General features: G+C 51.4%; 19 protein-coding genes. 14 read left to right on the plus strand and 5 right to left on the minus strand.

Annotated elements, in window-relative coordinates; translation table 11 throughout:
* The first annotated feature begins 7 nt into the window (after positions 1 to 7).
* The 6 genes from BLR08_RS07680 to BLR08_RS07705 are packed head-to-tail and all read left to right on the plus strand — an operon-like array spanning position 8 to position 8598.
* The gene (locus tag BLR08_RS07680; protein WP_072328605.1) at positions 8 to 4435 is read left to right on the plus strand and encodes a phage tail tape measure protein; all 4428 of its coding nucleotides are present in this window, start codon (positions 8 to 10) and stop codon (positions 4433 to 4435) included.
* Positions 4432 to 4998, plus strand: a complete 567-nt coding sequence (locus tag BLR08_RS07685; RefSeq protein ID WP_072328606.1) for a phage tail domain-containing protein — start codon at positions 4432 to 4434, stop codon at positions 4996 to 4998. The genes BLR08_RS07680 and BLR08_RS07685 overlap by 4 nt, the downstream gene beginning before the upstream one ends.
* An 11-nt stretch (positions 4999 to 5009) precedes the next feature.
* Positions 5010 to 5447: a phage tail fiber protein gene (locus BLR08_RS07690; protein WP_072328607.1), complete on the plus strand. Its 438-nt coding sequence runs from the start codon at positions 5010 to 5012 to the stop codon at positions 5445 to 5447.
* A gap of 14 nt (positions 5448 to 5461) precedes the next feature.
* A complete protein-coding gene (locus BLR08_RS07695) occupies positions 5462 to 5980 on the plus strand; it encodes a phage distal tail protein (protein WP_072328608.1) in 519 nt (172 codons plus the stop codon).
* Between the two features lie 12 nt (positions 5981 to 5992).
* Positions 5993 to 6622, plus strand: a complete 630-nt coding sequence (locus BLR08_RS07700; RefSeq protein ID WP_083536751.1) for a macro domain-containing protein — start codon at positions 5993 to 5995, stop codon at positions 6620 to 6622.
* Complete coding sequence (locus BLR08_RS07705; RefSeq protein ID WP_072328609.1) at positions 6604 to 8598, plus strand: phage tail protein; 1995 nt, start codon at positions 6604 to 6606, stop codon at positions 8596 to 8598. The genes BLR08_RS07700 and BLR08_RS07705 overlap by 19 nt, the downstream gene beginning before the upstream one ends.
* Here the strand turns inward: BLR08_RS07705 and BLR08_RS07710 are convergent.
* Positions 8592 to 9155: a copper amine oxidase N-terminal domain-containing protein gene (locus BLR08_RS07710; protein WP_072328610.1), complete on the minus strand. Its 564-nt coding sequence runs from the start codon at positions 9153 to 9155 to the stop codon at positions 8592 to 8594. The two genes, BLR08_RS07705 and BLR08_RS07710, sit on opposite strands and share 7 nt — an antisense overlap.
* Before the next feature lie 94 nt (positions 9156 to 9249).
* Here BLR08_RS07710 and BLR08_RS07715 point away from each other — a divergent pair, with 94 nt between their 5' ends.
* The 8 genes from BLR08_RS07715 to BLR08_RS07750 all read left to right on the plus strand — a co-directional run bounded on the left by BLR08_RS07715 (position 9250) and on the right by BLR08_RS07750 (position 15734).
* Entirely contained in the window at positions 9250 to 9819 is a 570-nt protein-coding gene (locus tag BLR08_RS07715; protein ID WP_072328611.1) for a hypothetical protein, read from the plus strand.
* Complete coding sequence (locus BLR08_RS07720; RefSeq protein WP_072328612.1) at positions 9812 to 10402, plus strand: SGNH/GDSL hydrolase family protein; 591 nt, start codon at positions 9812 to 9814, stop codon at positions 10400 to 10402. The genes BLR08_RS07715 and BLR08_RS07720 overlap by 8 nt, the downstream gene beginning before the upstream one ends.
* A 13-nt stretch (positions 10403 to 10415) precedes the next feature.
* Complete coding sequence (locus BLR08_RS07725; RefSeq protein ID WP_072328613.1) at positions 10416 to 13733, plus strand: hypothetical protein; 3318 nt, start codon at positions 10416 to 10418, stop codon at positions 13731 to 13733.
* A gap of 11 nt (positions 13734 to 13744) precedes the next feature.
* Positions 13745 to 14044, plus strand: a complete 300-nt coding sequence (locus BLR08_RS07730; protein WP_072328614.1) for a hypothetical protein — start codon at positions 13745 to 13747, stop codon at positions 14042 to 14044.
* Positions 14045 to 14046: 2 nt separating this feature from the next.
* A complete protein-coding gene (locus BLR08_RS07735; protein WP_072328615.1) occupies positions 14047 to 14235 on the plus strand; it encodes a hypothetical protein in 189 nt (62 codons plus the stop codon).
* A gap of 67 nt (positions 14236 to 14302) precedes the next feature.
* Positions 14303 to 14692, plus strand: a complete 390-nt coding sequence (locus BLR08_RS07740) for a hypothetical protein (protein WP_083536757.1) — start codon at positions 14303 to 14305, stop codon at positions 14690 to 14692.
* Positions 14693 to 14695: 3 nt separating this feature from the next.
* A complete protein-coding gene (locus tag BLR08_RS07745) occupies positions 14696 to 14980 on the plus strand; it encodes a phage holin family protein (RefSeq protein WP_072328616.1) in 285 nt (94 codons plus the stop codon).
* Positions 14970 to 15734, plus strand: coding sequence for a peptidoglycan recognition protein family protein (locus BLR08_RS07750; RefSeq protein ID WP_072328617.1), 765 nt, complete (start codon positions 14970 to 14972; stop codon positions 15732 to 15734). The genes BLR08_RS07745 and BLR08_RS07750 overlap by 11 nt, the downstream gene beginning before the upstream one ends.
* A 78-nt stretch (positions 15735 to 15812) precedes the next feature.
* Here BLR08_RS07750 and BLR08_RS07755 read toward each other — a convergent pair whose 3' ends face one another.
* The 4 genes from BLR08_RS07755 to BLR08_RS07765 form a co-directional block, all read right to left on the minus strand.
* The gene (locus BLR08_RS07755; protein WP_083536759.1) at positions 15813 to 16067 is read right to left on the minus strand and encodes a hypothetical protein; all 255 of its coding nucleotides are present in this window, start codon (positions 16065 to 16067) and stop codon (positions 15813 to 15815) included.
* A complete protein-coding gene (locus BLR08_RS31050) occupies positions 16068 to 16244 on the minus strand; it encodes a hypothetical protein (protein ID WP_176835451.1) in 177 nt (58 codons plus the stop codon).
* Positions 16245 to 16467: 223 nt separating this feature from the next.
* A complete protein-coding gene (locus BLR08_RS07760) occupies positions 16468 to 16818 on the minus strand; it encodes a type II toxin-antitoxin system HicB family antitoxin (protein ID WP_083536798.1) in 351 nt (116 codons plus the stop codon).
* 56 nt (positions 16819 to 16874) lie between these two features.
* Positions 16875 to 17099, minus strand: coding sequence for a type II toxin-antitoxin system HicA family toxin (locus tag BLR08_RS07765; protein ID WP_072328619.1), 225 nt, complete (start codon positions 17097 to 17099; stop codon positions 16875 to 16877).
* Between the last annotated feature and the right edge of the window lie 325 nt (positions 17100 to 17424).

The raw sequence follows: 17424 nt of genomic DNA on the forward strand, positions 1-17424 counted from the left end.
CGGAAGCATGGCAGAGACAATTCGCGGCATAAACGTCGTGATTGGGGCAGATACGACGGCGCTGGCCGCCGCCCTATCTGATGTGAACAAGAAAAGCCGGGACATTCAGACGGAACTGAAGCAGGTCGAGAAACTGCTCAAGCTCGATCCGACGAACACCGAACTGCTGGCTCAAAAGCAAAAACTGCTTGGGGATGCCATTGAAAGCAGCCGGGAAAAACTTAACCGGCTGAAGATGGCCCAGCAGCAAGTGAACGAGCAGTTTGCCAAAGGTGACATTTCAGAAGGGCAATACCGGGCATTTCAGCGGGAAGTGGCAAAAACCGAGCAGGAGCTGCGCGGCCTTGAAAACCGTCTGTCCAGTACGGACAACGAGCTTAAGCAGCAATCCAAATCGGTTAGCAGATTGGGCAAGGATTATCAGGAATCTTTCGATCAGGCATCAAAATCGCTGGGCAATACCTTCGACCGGATCAAGATGGCGGGGGCTGCTATTACGGCGGCGGGCGTGGCGATGGGCGCGGGGCTTGGGGCCGCTGTAAAGCAGACGATGGAATTTGATGCTGCCATGTCCAAAGTGAAGGGGCTGGCAAATGCGACAGCAGATGAGTTTGCCGCGCTACGCAAGCAGGCCATCGACCTTGGCGCATCCACTTCATTTTCAGCCTCACAGGTCGCAGAAGGCATGCAAGAGCTGGCCGCAGCCGGATTCAATGCAAGCCAGATCATGGCAGCCATGCCGGGCGTATTATCCGCCACCGCCGCATCGGGTGAAGAGATGTCGCTCGTGGCCGAAACGATGGCCTCCACGCTTAATGGTTTCGGTCTCCAGGCGGCAGAAGCGGGAAGGGTTGCGGATATTCTTGCTCAAGCTGCTAACTCGTCGGCGATCAGCGTTCAGGATATGGCATACTCCCTCAAGTTCGTTGGTCCTCCTGCTAAGGCGCTGGGCGTATCGCTCGAAGAGGTTGGCGCGGCATTAATAGAAATGGGCAACGCGGGAATAAAGTCCGAGCAAGCTGGGACAACGCTCCGGGCGGCTCTCCTGCGGCTTGTTGACCCTCCAAAAGAAGCGAAGGACGTACTGAATGCCCTGGGCGTATCTATCGTGGATACAAGCGGGAAAATGCTACCGTTTAGCGATATCATCGACCAACTCAACAAAAAACTGGCTGGCCAGACGGAAGCACAGAAGGCCGCGGCGCTTGCTACCATATTCGGACTTGAGACAGTCAGCGGAATGATGGTCCTCGTCGATCAGGGCAAGACGAAGTTTGATGCTTATACCAAGTCGCTGCAAAACAGCGCGGGAGCATCGAAGAATGCCGCCGACATCATGAAGGATAATCTCAAGGGCAGCGTCGATCAATTAACGGGTGCGGTTGAATCCGCAGCAATCAGTATTGGTTCTAAGCTATCTCCCGCAGTCCGAAAGACCGCGGATGCATTGACGGATATCGTCAACAAGTTCAATGGCATGTCTGATGGCATGCAGACGGCGGTGGTCGTGGGGGCGAGCCTGACAGCCGGACTCACGTTGCTGACGGGTCCTTTGCTGCTCTTGATCGGCTATATTCCTCAGATCGTGGCAGGCTTACGCCTCATTGGGCCTGCAATAACTGCCTCAACTGGTCCGATAGGTTTAGTGGTGGCGGCTATAGCGACGCTTATATCGACGTTTATGGCCGTGAATAGCCTTATCAACTCTTCGATTCACAACACTAATCGATTCAAGGCAGCGTCAGCAGATGCGTTGCAATCCTCTACTGGCAGTTTTCAGAAGTTCCGATCGGAGTTGGCCGGAACAGCTAAGAGTGCCGAATCGAGTGGCAAGGCCGTCGGGGCTGGACTTGTGAAGGGGATTACGGACGGAATCAAAGAAGGCAAGCAGCAGTCCGTTGATGCCCTCAAAGAAACCGTAGATGCCATGAAGAAGTCCGTCGAATCCAATAAAGAAACGCTGAATCAAATCGGAGCTGCGATTGTGACGGCGCTAAAGAAGCGATACGACGAAGCAGAACAAGCACAGTCGGAAGCTTTGGACGAACAGCTATCCAATGAGAAACGCACCTCTGAGGAGACGATAAAACTTCACGAAAAAGAGTACGAGTCCCGGGTTAAAAGCCTGGACAAACAGGTTGAAAGTGAACGTAAGGCATCGGATGCCCGTCTCAAGCTTATCGATAAGGAATACAACGAAAAGCTCAAACTGATCGACTCCGAGGCATACGAGCAGACCAAAGCCATCCAGGAGCAGATTGACGGGATCGACGCGCAGACCAAGGCTGAAGACAAGGCCCGCAAGGAAAGCGAGTACCAGAGCCGTATCACTGAGCTGAGGAAGCAACTGGATGCAGCGGCAACCGCCGAGGAAAAAGCAAGGCTGCAAGATGACATTAACGAAGAAATAGCCAATCGGGAGCGGGAACAGTTACTCGAATCCCGGCAGCAGCAAAAGGATGCGCTCAAGGCTCAGATCGATGCGATCAAGGAAGCAGCAGCTCAACGTAAAGAGCAGCTTAAAACCGAAACCGATGACCGCAAAGAAACCGAGAAGGACAAGCTGGAAGCCGTCAAAGAGTCTTTGGCGGACCAGAAGGATGAAACAAAGAAAGCATACGAAGCCCTGAAAGAGACGGAGAAGGAGCGTCTGAAAGCGGTCGAGGGGCGGCTGAAAGATGAGAAGGAAGCCGTAAAAAAACACTATGATACGCTCAAGCAAGAAGAGAACATTCAAGCCGAAGCGCGAAAACTTGTGCTTGATCAAAAAAACGAAGAAATCGTTCAGCTCCTTGATACCTACAACCCCAAGTGGCAGGAAGCCGGAAAGAACTTCTCTGATTCTCTGAAGAAAGGTTTGGAGGGTCTTAGCACAACTTCCGACGCTGTAAAAACGGCCTTGGATATTGCGCCGGATATTGCCAATCAGGTTGTGCAGCTCGAAGCCTTGGAAGCTAAGCTAAAAGACGTAGAGAAAGCTGCGAAAGGCGACGGAGCTGGAGGCGGGATGGGCGGCGGTCTTATCGCCGGTCTGGATGGAGCGAATCTGTCCGCCGATCAATTAGCGCAGACGTTGGAAACGCAGCTCAAACCGGCCATCGAAAACACCGCGGGAGCAGCCGAAACGACCAAAGATAAAGCAGTGGAAGCTTTCATCGGGTTAAAAGATCGATCGATTGTACAGCTCAATGAGTTGTATTGGTCCGGTAAAACGGTAACGGATAATACGGCTGCTGATATTGCCGATACCTTCTTCGGGATGGGAAATACCATTCTTGCTAATTTAAAGGAATCTCATGGAAAACAGATCACTGAACTATCGAGATTCTTTGCTGACAGCTCCGTGCTAACCGATGAAGAGGAAGCAAAAGCCCTTGCAAAAGCTCAAGAAAACAACACGAAAAGCGAAGAGGAAGTAAGGGCGAGCCAAACCAGGGTTGCAGAAATCCTCTTGAATGCCTTGACTGAAAAAAGGGGGATCACTCAGCAAGAGTATGACGAGATAAATAAGATTCGGGAAACCATGAACAAACAGGCTGAGAAAGCGCTGGGTGACAGCATCAGAGAACAGAAGGTACTTCTTGAAAAACTCAAGGCGGACTCAGCAGAAGTCACCGCACAGCAAGCTGCCGAGGTCGTGAAGAACAGTAACGAGCAAAAGGAAAAGACGGTGAAGGCCGCTGAGGAGCAATATACCTCTGTAATGGATGCCGTCATTCGGCAGCGGGATGAAAGCAAGTCCATCACAGCCGAACAAGCTGATGCATTAATCGCCGATGCAAAGCGGCAGAGGGATGAATCAGTAACTGCCGCCGAGGATATGCATAAAAGAGTTGTAGAGCAAGCCAAGCTGCAGGCGACTGAATATGTCAATTACGTCAACTGGCAAACCGGAGAAGTTAAAGGCAAGTGGGATACCTTCTTCCTGGATCAACAAAAAAGCTGGGACAATTACGTGGACCACATCAAAAATATTGACTGGAAGAAAACCGGTTCTGATGTGCTGACATTTTTCCTGGAAGGCTTCACATCCAAGGAATCCGAAATTGGCAAGCGAATCCGGTCATTTGGGCAAGGCATCGCCGATCAGCTTAAGGGCATCTTGGGGATTAACTCCCCATCCAAAGTTACAATGCAGATTGGTGAATGGACGGGTGAGGGCCTGGCAATTGGGATGAAAAACTCCCTTCACGATGTCGAGAGGCAGGCGGGCATGTTGGCGGACGCCGCAACTCCCTATCTCGCTTCTCCCGGTTCTGGCATGTCGGGCTTTGGGTCTACGGGCGGGAGTGTCGTAAATCAAGTGAACATGGAAGGGCTGTTCGCCGGGGCAAATATCACGATTCGAAGTGACGACGATATCCGCAAACTGGCCCAAGAAATCAATGATTTGTCCTTGTCGGAAAACAGATACTCAGGGGGAATGCAGACATGAGTGTATTAAGGATAGCCGGAAGGACCCCTGCGGAACTTGGCATGATAGTGACAGGTAGGAGCCAGCGCCCGGGTCTTCCCAGCACCCGGGACAACTTGCTTGCGATCCCCGGACGGAACGGGGCCATGGACTTCGGGGCCGATATGGAACCCAGGCTTTTTTCGTTGGATTGTGCAATCATCTCCCGGAATCACATCGAGCTGCAGCATCGCATTGAAACATTCATGCGATTGCTGGTCGATAGCTACGGCCGTCCTCGAACCGTCGAATTGGTGTTTGAAGCCCATCCGGATCGAGTCTATAACGTCCGATACAGCGGGGCCATGCCCATCGATCGAATAGCGGGACATGGACGGTTTATGCTGCCATTGACGGCATATGAACCGTATGCGCTTGGGGTTGAGCAACTTTGGGAGCAGACAGTGGTGACATCGCCACGAGCTTTTACCATCCAATCGGCGGGCGACATCCGGACCGAGCCGGTTATCGAATTGACCAATACGGGAAACACGACCATTACGAGCTTTAGGATCCAAAACGAATATGAAATCGACCAAGGATAGGAGTGAGCACCATGCCACTTTCAAACACGCTTGCTACGGCGTTGCTCAATCAGGTGTTTAGAAATACGAACTACACTCGGCCTACAACCATTTACGTCGCCCTTTATACCTCTAACCCTACGGGAGCTGACACGGGCACAGAGGTTACAGGCGGGGGCTATGTAAGACAGGCTATCACGTTTAGTGCTCCGACAAACGATTCATACAGCGAGTACAACAATAAGACCGGGCAACTCGGGACAGTCACAAAGCCGACGAGTAAAAATAGTGCTGAGATAGTTTTTCCGATTGCCTCGGCCGATTGGGGCACGGTAACGCATATCGGGCTGCGGGATGCGGCCACAGGCGGCACGCTGCTGTCTTATGACCAGATCAATAACCCGAGGACGATATTGACCGGCGACCGGTTGCGCTTGCCGATCGATGCCGTTATCCAGACCATGAGGTAAGAGGGGGCCGAACGATGTTCAATCGCGGCTTTTATAACCGAATGCCCTTTAACCGATTCGCTGTCGTGGACATTTATGCTGCGGTGAGGATTGACGGATTCGGTGATTTGACCGTCCGTACAGTAGCAGAGATGTACACCGGGGCTAGGATCGATGGGCGAGGTGACTTGCAGGCGGATGCGACTCGGGAGATTTTCTTTGCGATTACGATGGACGGGCAGGGTGATCTGTCCGCAACTATTAGCCGGGAAATCTTTCAAGGGGCGATCATTGACGGCCAGGGCGATCTTTCTGCGGATGCTCGCCGATATCATGTGGACGTGCTGGAGTTTACCGGAAACTTTGCTCCAGGTGACAAGATCGTTATCGATTCCAAGCAACTATCTGTAACCAAAAATGGTGTGAACATCCTTCATAATTTTACGGGGGATTTCTTTAACCTGAACGTCGGCAGCAACGATTTCTTGTACCAAGACACGGCAGCGGGGCGGTCAGTGCTGATCCGTATCACGCACCGAGATAAATTCGTGTAGGAGGTCCATTACATGCATGATATCGAACTGATTCTTGTTGACATAAACAAGGAACTTTGCGGGGAATTCGAGGAATGCTTCGAAGGATTGGAACGCGTCTCGGTCGTCAATGGGTCATTCACTGACATCAAAGAATGGGACTGCATAATCACTCCCGGAAACAGTTACGGGATCATGGATGGCGGGTTTGATTTGCACGTCTCTAGATTCTTCGGTCCTCAATTGGAGCATCGGGTGAGAGGATACATTTTTGCATTTCATGCAAGTATCCAACCTGTCGGAACGGCGTTGATTGTGCCGACCAAAGACCAAAAGCACCCTTTTGTGGCATATGCTCCAACGATGCGAATACCCATGCCAATCCTTGGAACAATCAATGTCTTTCTAGCTATGAAAGCGGCTTTGCAGGCTATCCAAAATCATAATGATACCTGTTCGCAAAATGGACTCCTGCCAATCCGAAAAGTAATTTGCCCCGGGCTTGGAACGGCGACCGGGCATATTGCATATGACATTGCAGCACATCAGATGCGTATCGCCTATGAATTAGTCTGCGAACCTATGAGGCGGGTATCGTGGGAAAAGATAGTGGAATTCGAACACAAGCTTGCTAGGAGGGCCATATGCCGAACGCGCCAATAACCGTTTATGATAACCAGATGAGAAAGGTAGCCTATTTGGAGAATGCTTTTAACATTGGGTACGACATGCCGTTCAATGCGATGTGGAATGCTCAATTCAGCTTACCGGCTAACGATCCGAAAACGGTAGAGTGCAAGCCTCTGTATTTCGTGGAGGTTTACGACGGCCGGGAACGGATCGAATTGTTCCGTATAGCCAGTCAAACGGTATCCCGGTCCCAAGGTAATCAAGTTATCACTTACAAATGCGAGCATGTACTGATTACGCTGCTTGACGATCTGCTCTATCGTTACCACACGGTCGGTAACTTGGGGTATTATACCTTAGACGCGCTTCAGTACATCTTGAGCAAGCAAAGCGTCAAGCGTTGGCAACTCGGGACCGTAAACTTCACCCGGCAATTCGAATACAACTGGGAGAATGAAACACTGCTCGCCGCCCTCTGGAGCGTCGTTAAGCCGTTCACTGAGCCGTTCGAATGGAAGTTCGACACAACTGTATATCCGTGGCGCTTGAACCTTGTAGAGCCTCCCAAGAACGTCGAGACGTACATCAGATACGGGGTCAACATGCAGGGGATCGAGAAGACGGTTGACCCCACATCCCTATGCAACCGAATCTATGGGTTCGGCTACGGGGAGGGTGTAAACCAACTGACATTCGAATCGATTAACGGTGGCCTGCCATATATCGAAGACACGGCTTCACAGGCGCAATACGGCCTTGTATCGCGCGTGCTGACAGATAGGCGGATCGAATACCCGGAAACGCTCCTAGCGCGTTGTGAGGCTTACCTGGAAGAGTACAAGCACCCGAAAGTCTCATACAGGGTAATGGCGTCGGATATCAGCAAACTGACTGATACGCCCATCTATAAGTTCTATCCTGGATGCATCGTAAGGGTACAGGATAAGGCGTTAGGGATCGACTTCATGGCCCGCGTGGTTCGAAAGAGCAAGCGCGATATGCTGGGCCGGCCTGGGGAGGTTGAACTGGAGATAGCGAACAGGGTGCAGACGCTATTCGATAGCATGGCGGCGATCCAGACGCGGCTGCAGATTAACGAGCTGTACGCCCAGGGAGCTACAAACCTGGACTCCCATGACTTCGCGGATAACTGCGATCCGACGCATCCGGCCGTACTGCGGTTCCGTATCGATGAGCAAGCTGTCCGGATTAACAAGGTGCTGCTGTCATACAAGTCCGAGGCGTTCAGGGGTTATAACCGCCCTATCCAAGCAGCTCCGGCCGTCTCGAGCGGACCGAGCAGCAAGACCACAACTGCCAGCGGTGGCGGACAGACTAGCGGGGCAAGCAGCACAACGACAACGGCATCAGGAGGAGCAACAACGTCGGGACCGAGCAGCAAGACAACGACGGAGAGCGGAGGGGCTGTAGTTGAAACAAATTCTAACAACCAAATCGTCACTCCTTCTATAAGCCCTATCGATAATACAAACGTAAGTGGACATCATGACCATGGTATTGATTCAGGAGTTCAACTTATGACGGTTGGAGGTGGATATGTAACGTGGGTTCCTTCCGGCACTCATACACATCAACAATACCTGCACGCACATAAAATTAATCTTCCGCCTCACGTTCATGAAATGGACCACACTCATACAATAGGCAGCCACGTCCATAACATGGAACACACACATCAGATCGCTGCTCATACGCATGAAATGGACCATACGCATCAGATACCTGCTCATAATCACGAAATGGAATACGGAATATTCGAAGGGCCTACACCTTCAGCAGTTACGGTGAAAGTGGATGGAGTAATCATACCCGGGACGGGGACGAATATGGACGATATTGATATCATCCCATTTCTTTCGAAGGATGGCGGAGGAAAAATAAACCGAGGCTGGCACACTGTTGAGGTGATCCCGAACAGCCTCGGTCGCATTGTGGCCAGCATTAATACAAAATTGTTCTGCCAATCACGCGGAGGGGGAGACTATTGAACATTCTTCAAATCTTCAATCGTCAACACCTTGGATTCTAACAATGGGCCGACATCGACTAGCGTATCCCCTGAAGGATCTGTTTCAAAGTAATCAAGGTGATATTTATTTCCGTTGAACCAAAGTATGACCTTTTGCTGTGGACTTTCTTCATCGACGCCAACGTTTGGACTATCTTTAATTGACAATGAGTGCTTTTTGACTAAAAAATCCATGACAGCTCTGATTCCTACCCGATATCCAGTTTCAGTCATGTTTGCACCTGCTCCCGTCTTTTCCTCCAGTTTATCAACGGGAACAGGCGTTTGCAATGAAATCGTGCGGGTTGCATCATCGTAGCCTACTTCGGCCCCGAGCAGCCCGGCGACTTCGCGGACCGGGAGATAAGAATTTCCGTCCACGACGATAGGGGATGTGGCGAGCTGTTTTTCCTGTCCATTGACCTTTATAACGAACTTAGCGATAGTCGCTTGCACTGTCTCGCTCGTTGCGGCTATGGCCGTGGTAGCTGAGCCGATCAGCATACCGAGGGATAGGGCGATGATTAATTTCTTCAAGGGTATCAACTCCTTTTTAGGACCAGTATACCACATATATACAATCTAAAGCCCCGACAGGTTTCGGGGCTATTTTGCATGGAGGTGAAAAGTTTTGGCAGACATTCAACATTCATTTCCCGGAACAGGGCGGCGCATCAAGGAAGACGGAACCATAGTTAATATTGCTGATCTATTGGAGCAAATAGCGAAAGGAGGAGCCGGGGGCGGAGGAGCTACCGAAAATCCATTTTCAACCGCAGTTGGTCAAAGCGTTGTATCGATCAATGAGACATTTTGGGCGCGACTCATACGAGATGGCGGGAAATACATCATGTCTAAAGCTGATGGAGTGGCAATGACTACAACCGGAAATGCGGTGTACTCCACATCCAAATCTCCCAATGCCGGATTCGTACTCTATCCGAAGGAAATTGTTGTATCTTCGACGGTTGAGGCATTGCTGCTCGTCCGCATCACTCCTGGTACTTTTACAGGATATCAGCCACAAACAATGCTTGAATATCAATTCCCTGTTAAAGCCAGAGAAACACAGCGCGTAACCTTTGAAGGCGAGATGGCCGTGGTAGGACTGGGGAAAATCGAGATCGGCTATAAAAACACATCTGCTGATGGGTTATTCTATGGCACGATTTTTGGAGTGGAGGTTGCTAATAATGCGTAGAGGCGGCAGATACTTGGCGGTGGGCAGTTCATCCACCTACAACACAGTGACGGATGGCAGCAAGCTTTATCCCAAGATCATTGCAGAGCGCATCCGGGAGCAATACGGGGCCATCAAATATGACAACATCGGATGGAGCGGAGCAAAAGCTTCGGATGCGTCGAAAAGCTTGGAAACGTTTGGGATTTACAACGAAGTCGATCTGATTACGATCAACATCGGGGCAAACGATGCATACGCAAACGCCCCGGCTGCTGATGTTAAACCGCACATGGTTAGGATTGTGAAGGCATTCAAGAGCCGTAATCCGAAAGCTCACATCATCTTGTGCAACCCTCATACGCTTACCCCGGCGGCAAATGAAACTCGCCTTGTTGCATATCGGACAATGTTCGGTGAGGTGGCCAGCGAGACAGGAATCGATTTGTGTCATTTCGAACAAGCTTGGACTCCTGCGGAGGCGGCGGGGACCAATTTGAACGCCGACAATTTGCACATGAACGACACCGGGCATGCCAAAGTAGCTGAAATACTATGGACGGTCGTTCAGACGGGCGAGTGGCTTAAGAAGATAGGCAAATAAAGGGGAGGACACTATGGCTCAATTACCTATGTATAGCGCGGTGGTAAATTCGCCGCAGACGGAATTGACGGCTGGAATAAATGCAACGCAGACAACAGTTCCTGTGGTTAATGCATCGTTGCTGCCGCCAGCGCCTAATTTGGTGACGATCGGCACGGACGAGTCGGCGGAAACGATCCTTTACACCGGGATCAGCAGCAACACCTTGACCGGTGTAACGCGGGCATTTCAGGGGCAGGCCAAAGCATGGAGCGCGGGCAGCAAGGTAGCCCGTTTTTTTACTGCCTATGACCATGACACATTTAAAAACAACATCGAGGATATCTTAGCAAAGCTCAAAGATGGCCTAACCCTATCCGCACCATTGAGACACGGTCTCCAGGTAATCACCGCAGACCAGAGTGGACCGGCGCGGGTGACGGTGCAGGGGATGACGTTGCAGAATATCCTCGGTATCATCGGAGACTGCGAGAACCTTACGGGATGGACTACAGCAGCCGTTACGGTAGATACAACGGTAAAACGCTACGGCGACGCCAGCTTCAAAATGTTTGGGACCGGAGCATCCCGAGCAGCATATAGGGATATCGACCTGGACGCTACCAAGACATATGTGGCCGTAGTGGATGCGTATGTGACTCGATTTGTGAATGCTCCAAATCTCGCTATATACGATAAAGGCGGATTCAGCAACGGTGCAATTATGCCATTCAACACCGCTGCACTAAACCAATGGCAGACGCTTTACGTTAAATTCACCGGTAGGTCAGGAATCCGATTTTTATTCGGTCGGTACAGCGGGAGCGATGATTTCGATGCGTATTTCGATGGGGCAAGCCTGTACGAGGTAGATGCGACCACATACGCTGCCGTAGGTACGACGATAACGGCATCCAACATCCGCGATCATCTGCCATTCGTAAACGGCATGCAGTCGGTGACGTACCCGGCGATCGTCAAGACTGGGCGCAACTTGCTGCCTCCGTTTACGGAGTGGACGTTGCACGCAAATGCGGCGGCTACGGAACCGTATAAGCTGACACTAAATGCTACCGGGTCATTTCAAAACTCAACCATTACTATTCCCGCATTGCCTAACACTCAATATGTGTTTTCGGTTGGTAACGCGTATATTGCCAACCAACGAAATGACATTTATGCGAAAGATGCGAACGGAGCGAATATAGGTAGCGCCATTGTATCGAGCCCAACATCATTCACAACACCGGCGGGGACTGCGTTTTTGCAAATACATGTCACATCGCAAGCTGCCGGAACGTTCGTTTTTACCAATCCCATGCTCATCCTCGGCACATCATCAGACCTGCCGCAATCGTTCGAACCGCGCAATGATGATTATGCCGTCTTTGTGACGGACAGCGACGGTAAGCCGGGTAAGCTCGCTGCCGATCCGATCAGCGGCGTTTTCGACCTGTTGTTTCAGCGCGATAACGTTTGGTATAAATTCGGAAGATTTCGGGAGGTTACGCTGGAGGGATCACAGGGCTGGAAATATAACACCAGTTCGACCGGCTATAAGCGTGTGCGATCTAGTGCAGCGGCATTAGGTATCGGAACAAATTACGTTCCGGTTGAGACTCCATCGACGGCATCCAAGGCGTCCAAATTTGACGGAAAGCCACTTTCGCCCGGTGTTACATCAAATGCGGATATGTTCAATCTTAACTCCGACGGCTTTCTGTATCTTACACTCGCTGCCGCTGACACTGGGTGGACTGATGCCATTCATCCCAACGATGGGGCCGCAGCAGCGGCTATGAACGGATGGAAGGCGGTAGGCAATAATGGTACCGTGTATAATTCGTGGGTGTCAGTACTAACTGGGTCCGCACCACCAACCAACACGGAGGCATATGTCAGCGCCAACAAAGCACCGGGCTGGACCGGCTGGGCAACTCTTGTGTATCAGCGGGCGCAGGCCGTCGATGAGGCCGTAACCCTAGAGGGCGCTATCTCGATGCATAGCGGCGGCAATCTGGTCGAGCTGACCGAGGGCGTGATCAGGCGGGAGTTAGCAACAGTCGGGTATAACTCTAGTGGCGGTGGATTCTACCGAATAAACGTAACAGGCCATCCCAATTACACTCCAAACTCTCCGCTGAAATACAGAGCGGCAAGAATTCTCGCTGTCTATAAAGGTGCGGAAAGAGATTATAAATGGTCATTTGCAACCGATCCATATGCCTATGGTGCAGTCATTGCTCAAATCTCAGCAGCAAATTACGACCCTAGCGCAAAGTACTACGTCACCTATATCGCCTTGGACCGCCAAAACATGACCGCCAACGCCATAGACGGCCGCGTCGAGTACCCCGGCAATCCCGGCAGCGCGATCAGCACGATTGCACAGGCGCTCGCCGACGCTCAAACGAAGCTGACGGTCCATGATTGGGCGCTGATCCTCGCCGAGGCATACAGCAAAAACAACGAGATCAACATCGCCAGCGTAACGGCAGCGCTCGCCACGCACCGGACGGCAGCCGTTATGGATCATCCGCCGGGATCGGTTGGCACAGATCACCTCGGCAGCAAGATCGTCACAGCCGCCAAGTTGGCTGACGGAGCTGCTACGGATACGGTCATGGGTAACCGGACGCTCAACGATACGACGACGCCAACGCTGACGGGCACTCTGACAACGCTGCTCTCCGGCATTATGTCGCTGATTAAGGGGATTACGGGCAAGTCATCCGTAACCACAGCGCCGCGGACGACGCTCGAAAATGCGGTCAAGCGCGACGGCGATACGATGACTGGCGGGCTGACTGCACCTGCCGCTGCGTTTGTGCAGAGCGGCGACGCTACGGTGACGATCGAGGACACCGGCGCGCCTAATACGAGTTATCGCCGGAAAGTCATGTACTCGTCGCGTAACGTTGAGGGTGGCGATGGGTGGCTCTTTAGGCAACAGCGGCCAAGCGATGGCACAATGCTTGACTACGTGCTAGGCGGGCCGTCAGGGTCGATTTTGACATCCGGCAACTCGCTGATGATGCGCAACAACGGCGGCACGGTCGAATTTTGGAATGGAACGGGGTGGCAACCAGTGGGAGCATGGAAACCAATGCAGCGGGGAACGACGGCTATACCTAGCAGTACAGCAGCCCCTCAGACCGCTTATGCAACGATCAACGCGGTAGATTTAAGTAAAGCGAGGCTGCGGATTTTGAGTTTTGCAGGCAGGTCAACGCCTGAGTACTCCACCAATAGCAGCTTTTACGCAAAATTGATCAATCCTACTACAATAGAGTTTTACGCCTACAATTTGGGCGGCTTTGATTGTTCGTGGGAAATCGAGGAATCTATCTAGGAGGAAAGCGCATGTATAGATACGCTGAGATTGATGAACAGAAGCGAGTTAGGACTGTTGCGGAGTTATCGGGTGAGGTCGAATTGCCGAACATGATCCTCCTCGGTCCGGAGGATGACGTTAACCTGGGCGACATCTACGAGGACGGAGTATGGACGCCAGCGCCGCTTTCGGAGCCTCCGGAGCAGCCGAGCGGGCCGACGATGGGGGAACGGATCGCGACGCTGCAGGACGAAAACGCCGACCTCAAGGCGCGACTAGCAGACGTGGAGCTTATCATGGCCGAGATATTAACCGGGGGAGGTGAATAGTCATGGCAATGTCACAGCCAAAGGTACGGATCATCGCTAATGCCTGCATTACGCGTTATGACAGCGGAGAAGGCGGCATCATTGATATCGTCAATAGCTACAACATGGCAGCGGTGGATCAAGAGCTTGTACTGGCTCAGGTCTATGCGCGCCGTCCGGACCTGGAGGATGCAGTACCGGCTGCAGAGTAATTCAAGGCCCCGAGCAATCGGGGCTATTTTATTTGCTCGCATGATGAACGAGCAGGAAGGCGGGCGTATGACAGAGTTGATAAGCGGCGAAGCGCTCAACCGGCTCAAACTGGTGGAAGAACAATTACAAGCAATTCAGCCGGAAATGCTTCGGATCAATAATCAAGGGTTGGCAGACCAGCAAAAACTGCGCCTCCTCGAAGAAACGCAGAAACGGCATGAGGACGATATTCGGCAACTTAAAGAGACGACGCGGGTCATCGAAATACAATTTAGTCAGATTATGACAAGGTTCGATACTCTCGAAATGAAGTTGTTTTCGCTGCTGCAGCAGTCGCAGACTGCCTCTGTGGATGAGCGGAAGAACAGTCAAAAAGAATGGATGACATTCCTGAAATACGTTCTCGGCGGGACAATCCTGCTCATCGTATATCAGCTATTCTCGAAAGGTGGATGACTTATGACTATTGAAGATATCGGACAACTCGTAGACCCGAAACTCCTGATCGTTGTTGCCGCATGTTGGGCGCTTGGATATGTACTCAAGCAAACTCCGCGCGTACCTAACTGGTCCGTCGTATATCTCGTCTCTGTCTTTGCGTTAAGCGTCGTGTACTGGATGTTTGGGCTTACGGCCGAGGCGACGGTGCAAGGCATCCTATGCGGAGCTGCTGCCGTCTATGGCCATCAGTTGGTCAAGCAGGCGGGTAACGCCAGCGATGGAGGGAGCAAGGATGCCCTTTAAGCAAAAATACCCCATCATCCAAAGATACCTATCGGGGCCGTCGCGCAGACGGCCTTGCTTACCGTTGGATCGCTGCCGGTTCATGGTCGCTCATGATACAGGTAACCCCAGCAGTACCGCGGCGGGCAATGTCGCATATTACGAGCGATCCCGAAACGATGACGATGCCAGCGCACATATCTTTGTCGATGACAAAGAGATAATTGAGTGCATCCCGTTCCTGACAGCTCCACCGGAAAAGGCATGGCATGTCCGCTATAATCCACCTATCGATAACCAGATGTATGGGGATGACTCGAACGACTGCGCGGGCGGTGTAGAGCTGTGCTACGGCGGCAAGATCGATCTGCAGGAATCCTATAAACGATATGTTTGGGTGCTGGCTTACGCCTGCTATAAGCACGGAATCCCGCCGACTCATATCGCCGGGCATTACCAACTGGACCCTGAGCGAAAGATTGATCCAAAGGTAGCGCTGGCGCAGCTCGGGAAGACGATGGAAATGCTGGTCGCGGATGTTGTGGCCGAATACAAGGATTGCACGGGGGAGGAAAACGAGATGAACAAGGTATTGGAGTATGATGCATGGGCTTGGGAGGAGCTGGACAAGTACCTCGGGGATGCTTATAACGACGGGACCATTACTGATTGGAAATGGGTACAGGCTGCACGTGATAAGACACTGACTTATTCTGAGCTGCTGCTGCTTAAGGTCCTGATCGATGAGCGCCGCCGTCTGAAAGCAAAAGCGTAGGAAATGTTTCCTTACCCAAGCAAAGACCCGTCGGCATATGCTAACGGGTCTAATTTATTGGAAGGGGCCACATGATTATTATTTCCAAATCTTGACCCTCGAATACAACCCCGCCAGCAACGGCCACCCATCCACCGTCCGCAGCGTCAAAGCCTCCTCCAGCGTAACGGGCTTGTATACGTCTTCGTTGACCACTTCTATCCGATCAACGTCCATCAGTTCAGTTAACGACCCAGCGGCATCCTGGAGGCTAACAACTCCGTTCTCGACGACGAGCGTGCCGGTCCGGTAGCCTCCGAGTTGATCCGCAGCCTCTCGCATCCAGCGCGTCATTTACGCGCCCTGAGCAGCGGCTGGCCGCACATAGCCTTCATAAATCTTTACTACAAATGGGCCGCCCCAATTGACGAACTTAACCCGGATGAATCCATCCAGCACTTCTACAACCTCGCCCTCGCTGCCGTGCATCACACTATCTCCATGATTCCGTACTTGATCGCCTTTTTGCATGTTTAATCATCTCCCAACGTTTATTATTTGAGGTATTTATGATGTAAAGGCCGGCCATGCACGGCCAGCTCGCAGCGGGTTCCCGCGACGACTCCTAATCTTTCAGGAGTCCGTTTCGGCCGGTTCCCCTCCGGCCATCATCAGACGGGTTACTGCCCCCACAAAAGGGGTGAGTGAATCGCTATCGACCAAAACGATAGCGAAAGTTCTTGAAGGACTTTGGTTACTTGCTAAGCTTATAAAGCATGTATTGGTTGAGCGAGATACCCTCTTCATCGGCCTTGAAAATAAGCTGCTGGTGGAGCGATTTCGGCAGCCGTACCAGAATTTTGCCACTAAAACTCTCATGAGGCTCCGGGATCGGATCGCCATGCTCCAGCTTAATCTCGATGTGATCCTTTAACACTTCCTGCAGTTCGGCATATGCTTCCTCCCAGGTATCCCCGGACGTATGGCAGCCGTCCAATTCTTTCACGTTAGCCCAATACCGACCTTTGGAATCTTCCTCCACGCGGCGGATTTGGAACGTATAAGGCAAGGACAAATAGTAAGCGACATCCTTTTGATTTTTCATAATTTTCGGCATAAGATATAGGGAGAGGAAGGGAGGAGGGGATTGCTCCCCTCTGGCTACTGCCCTAACCTTTCGAGCGCGTCTTTGACTGCTTCCGGGTTAACCGGATCGTCGCGCTTGACCGTTGTCAGAAGTCCTTGTGCATTCCGGAAGTGATGGTGAGAGCCGCGAACTCTTACTTCACTGTACCCGGCATGTTCGAGGACTTTCTTTATTTCGGCGAAGGTTATTCCCTTCCGATTCCTTCTCATCTTTTCGATGAGCTTTGTTATCTTAGCCATTTCTCAACTCCTTTCTACACTTATTATGATATCATATATAGTATCGTTTTGCAAGGGTTTTGAAGATAGAGTTTGCCCACAAATTGCCCACGTGAGCCAAAAATATCAATTGTTTTAGGCGGTGAAGTAGAGCAAATGTTCGTTTGTTGTCGAAAAATGGAACAGTGATACAGGTTTTTATACAAAGCGCTTTGGTCAAATAGAGCAAAAATATTTCTGACTTAAATTATAGGAAGAACCTCCTTTTTTGTAATAGGAAAGTCCTTATAAATCAAGGGGTTTACAGATTGGGGAAATGATGTTGCCCACGAATTGCCCACATTAA

The organism is Paenibacillus sp. cl123, from assembly GCF_900101595.1.
Lineage (GTDB): Bacteria > Bacillota > Bacilli > Paenibacillales > NBRC-103111 > Paenibacillus_G.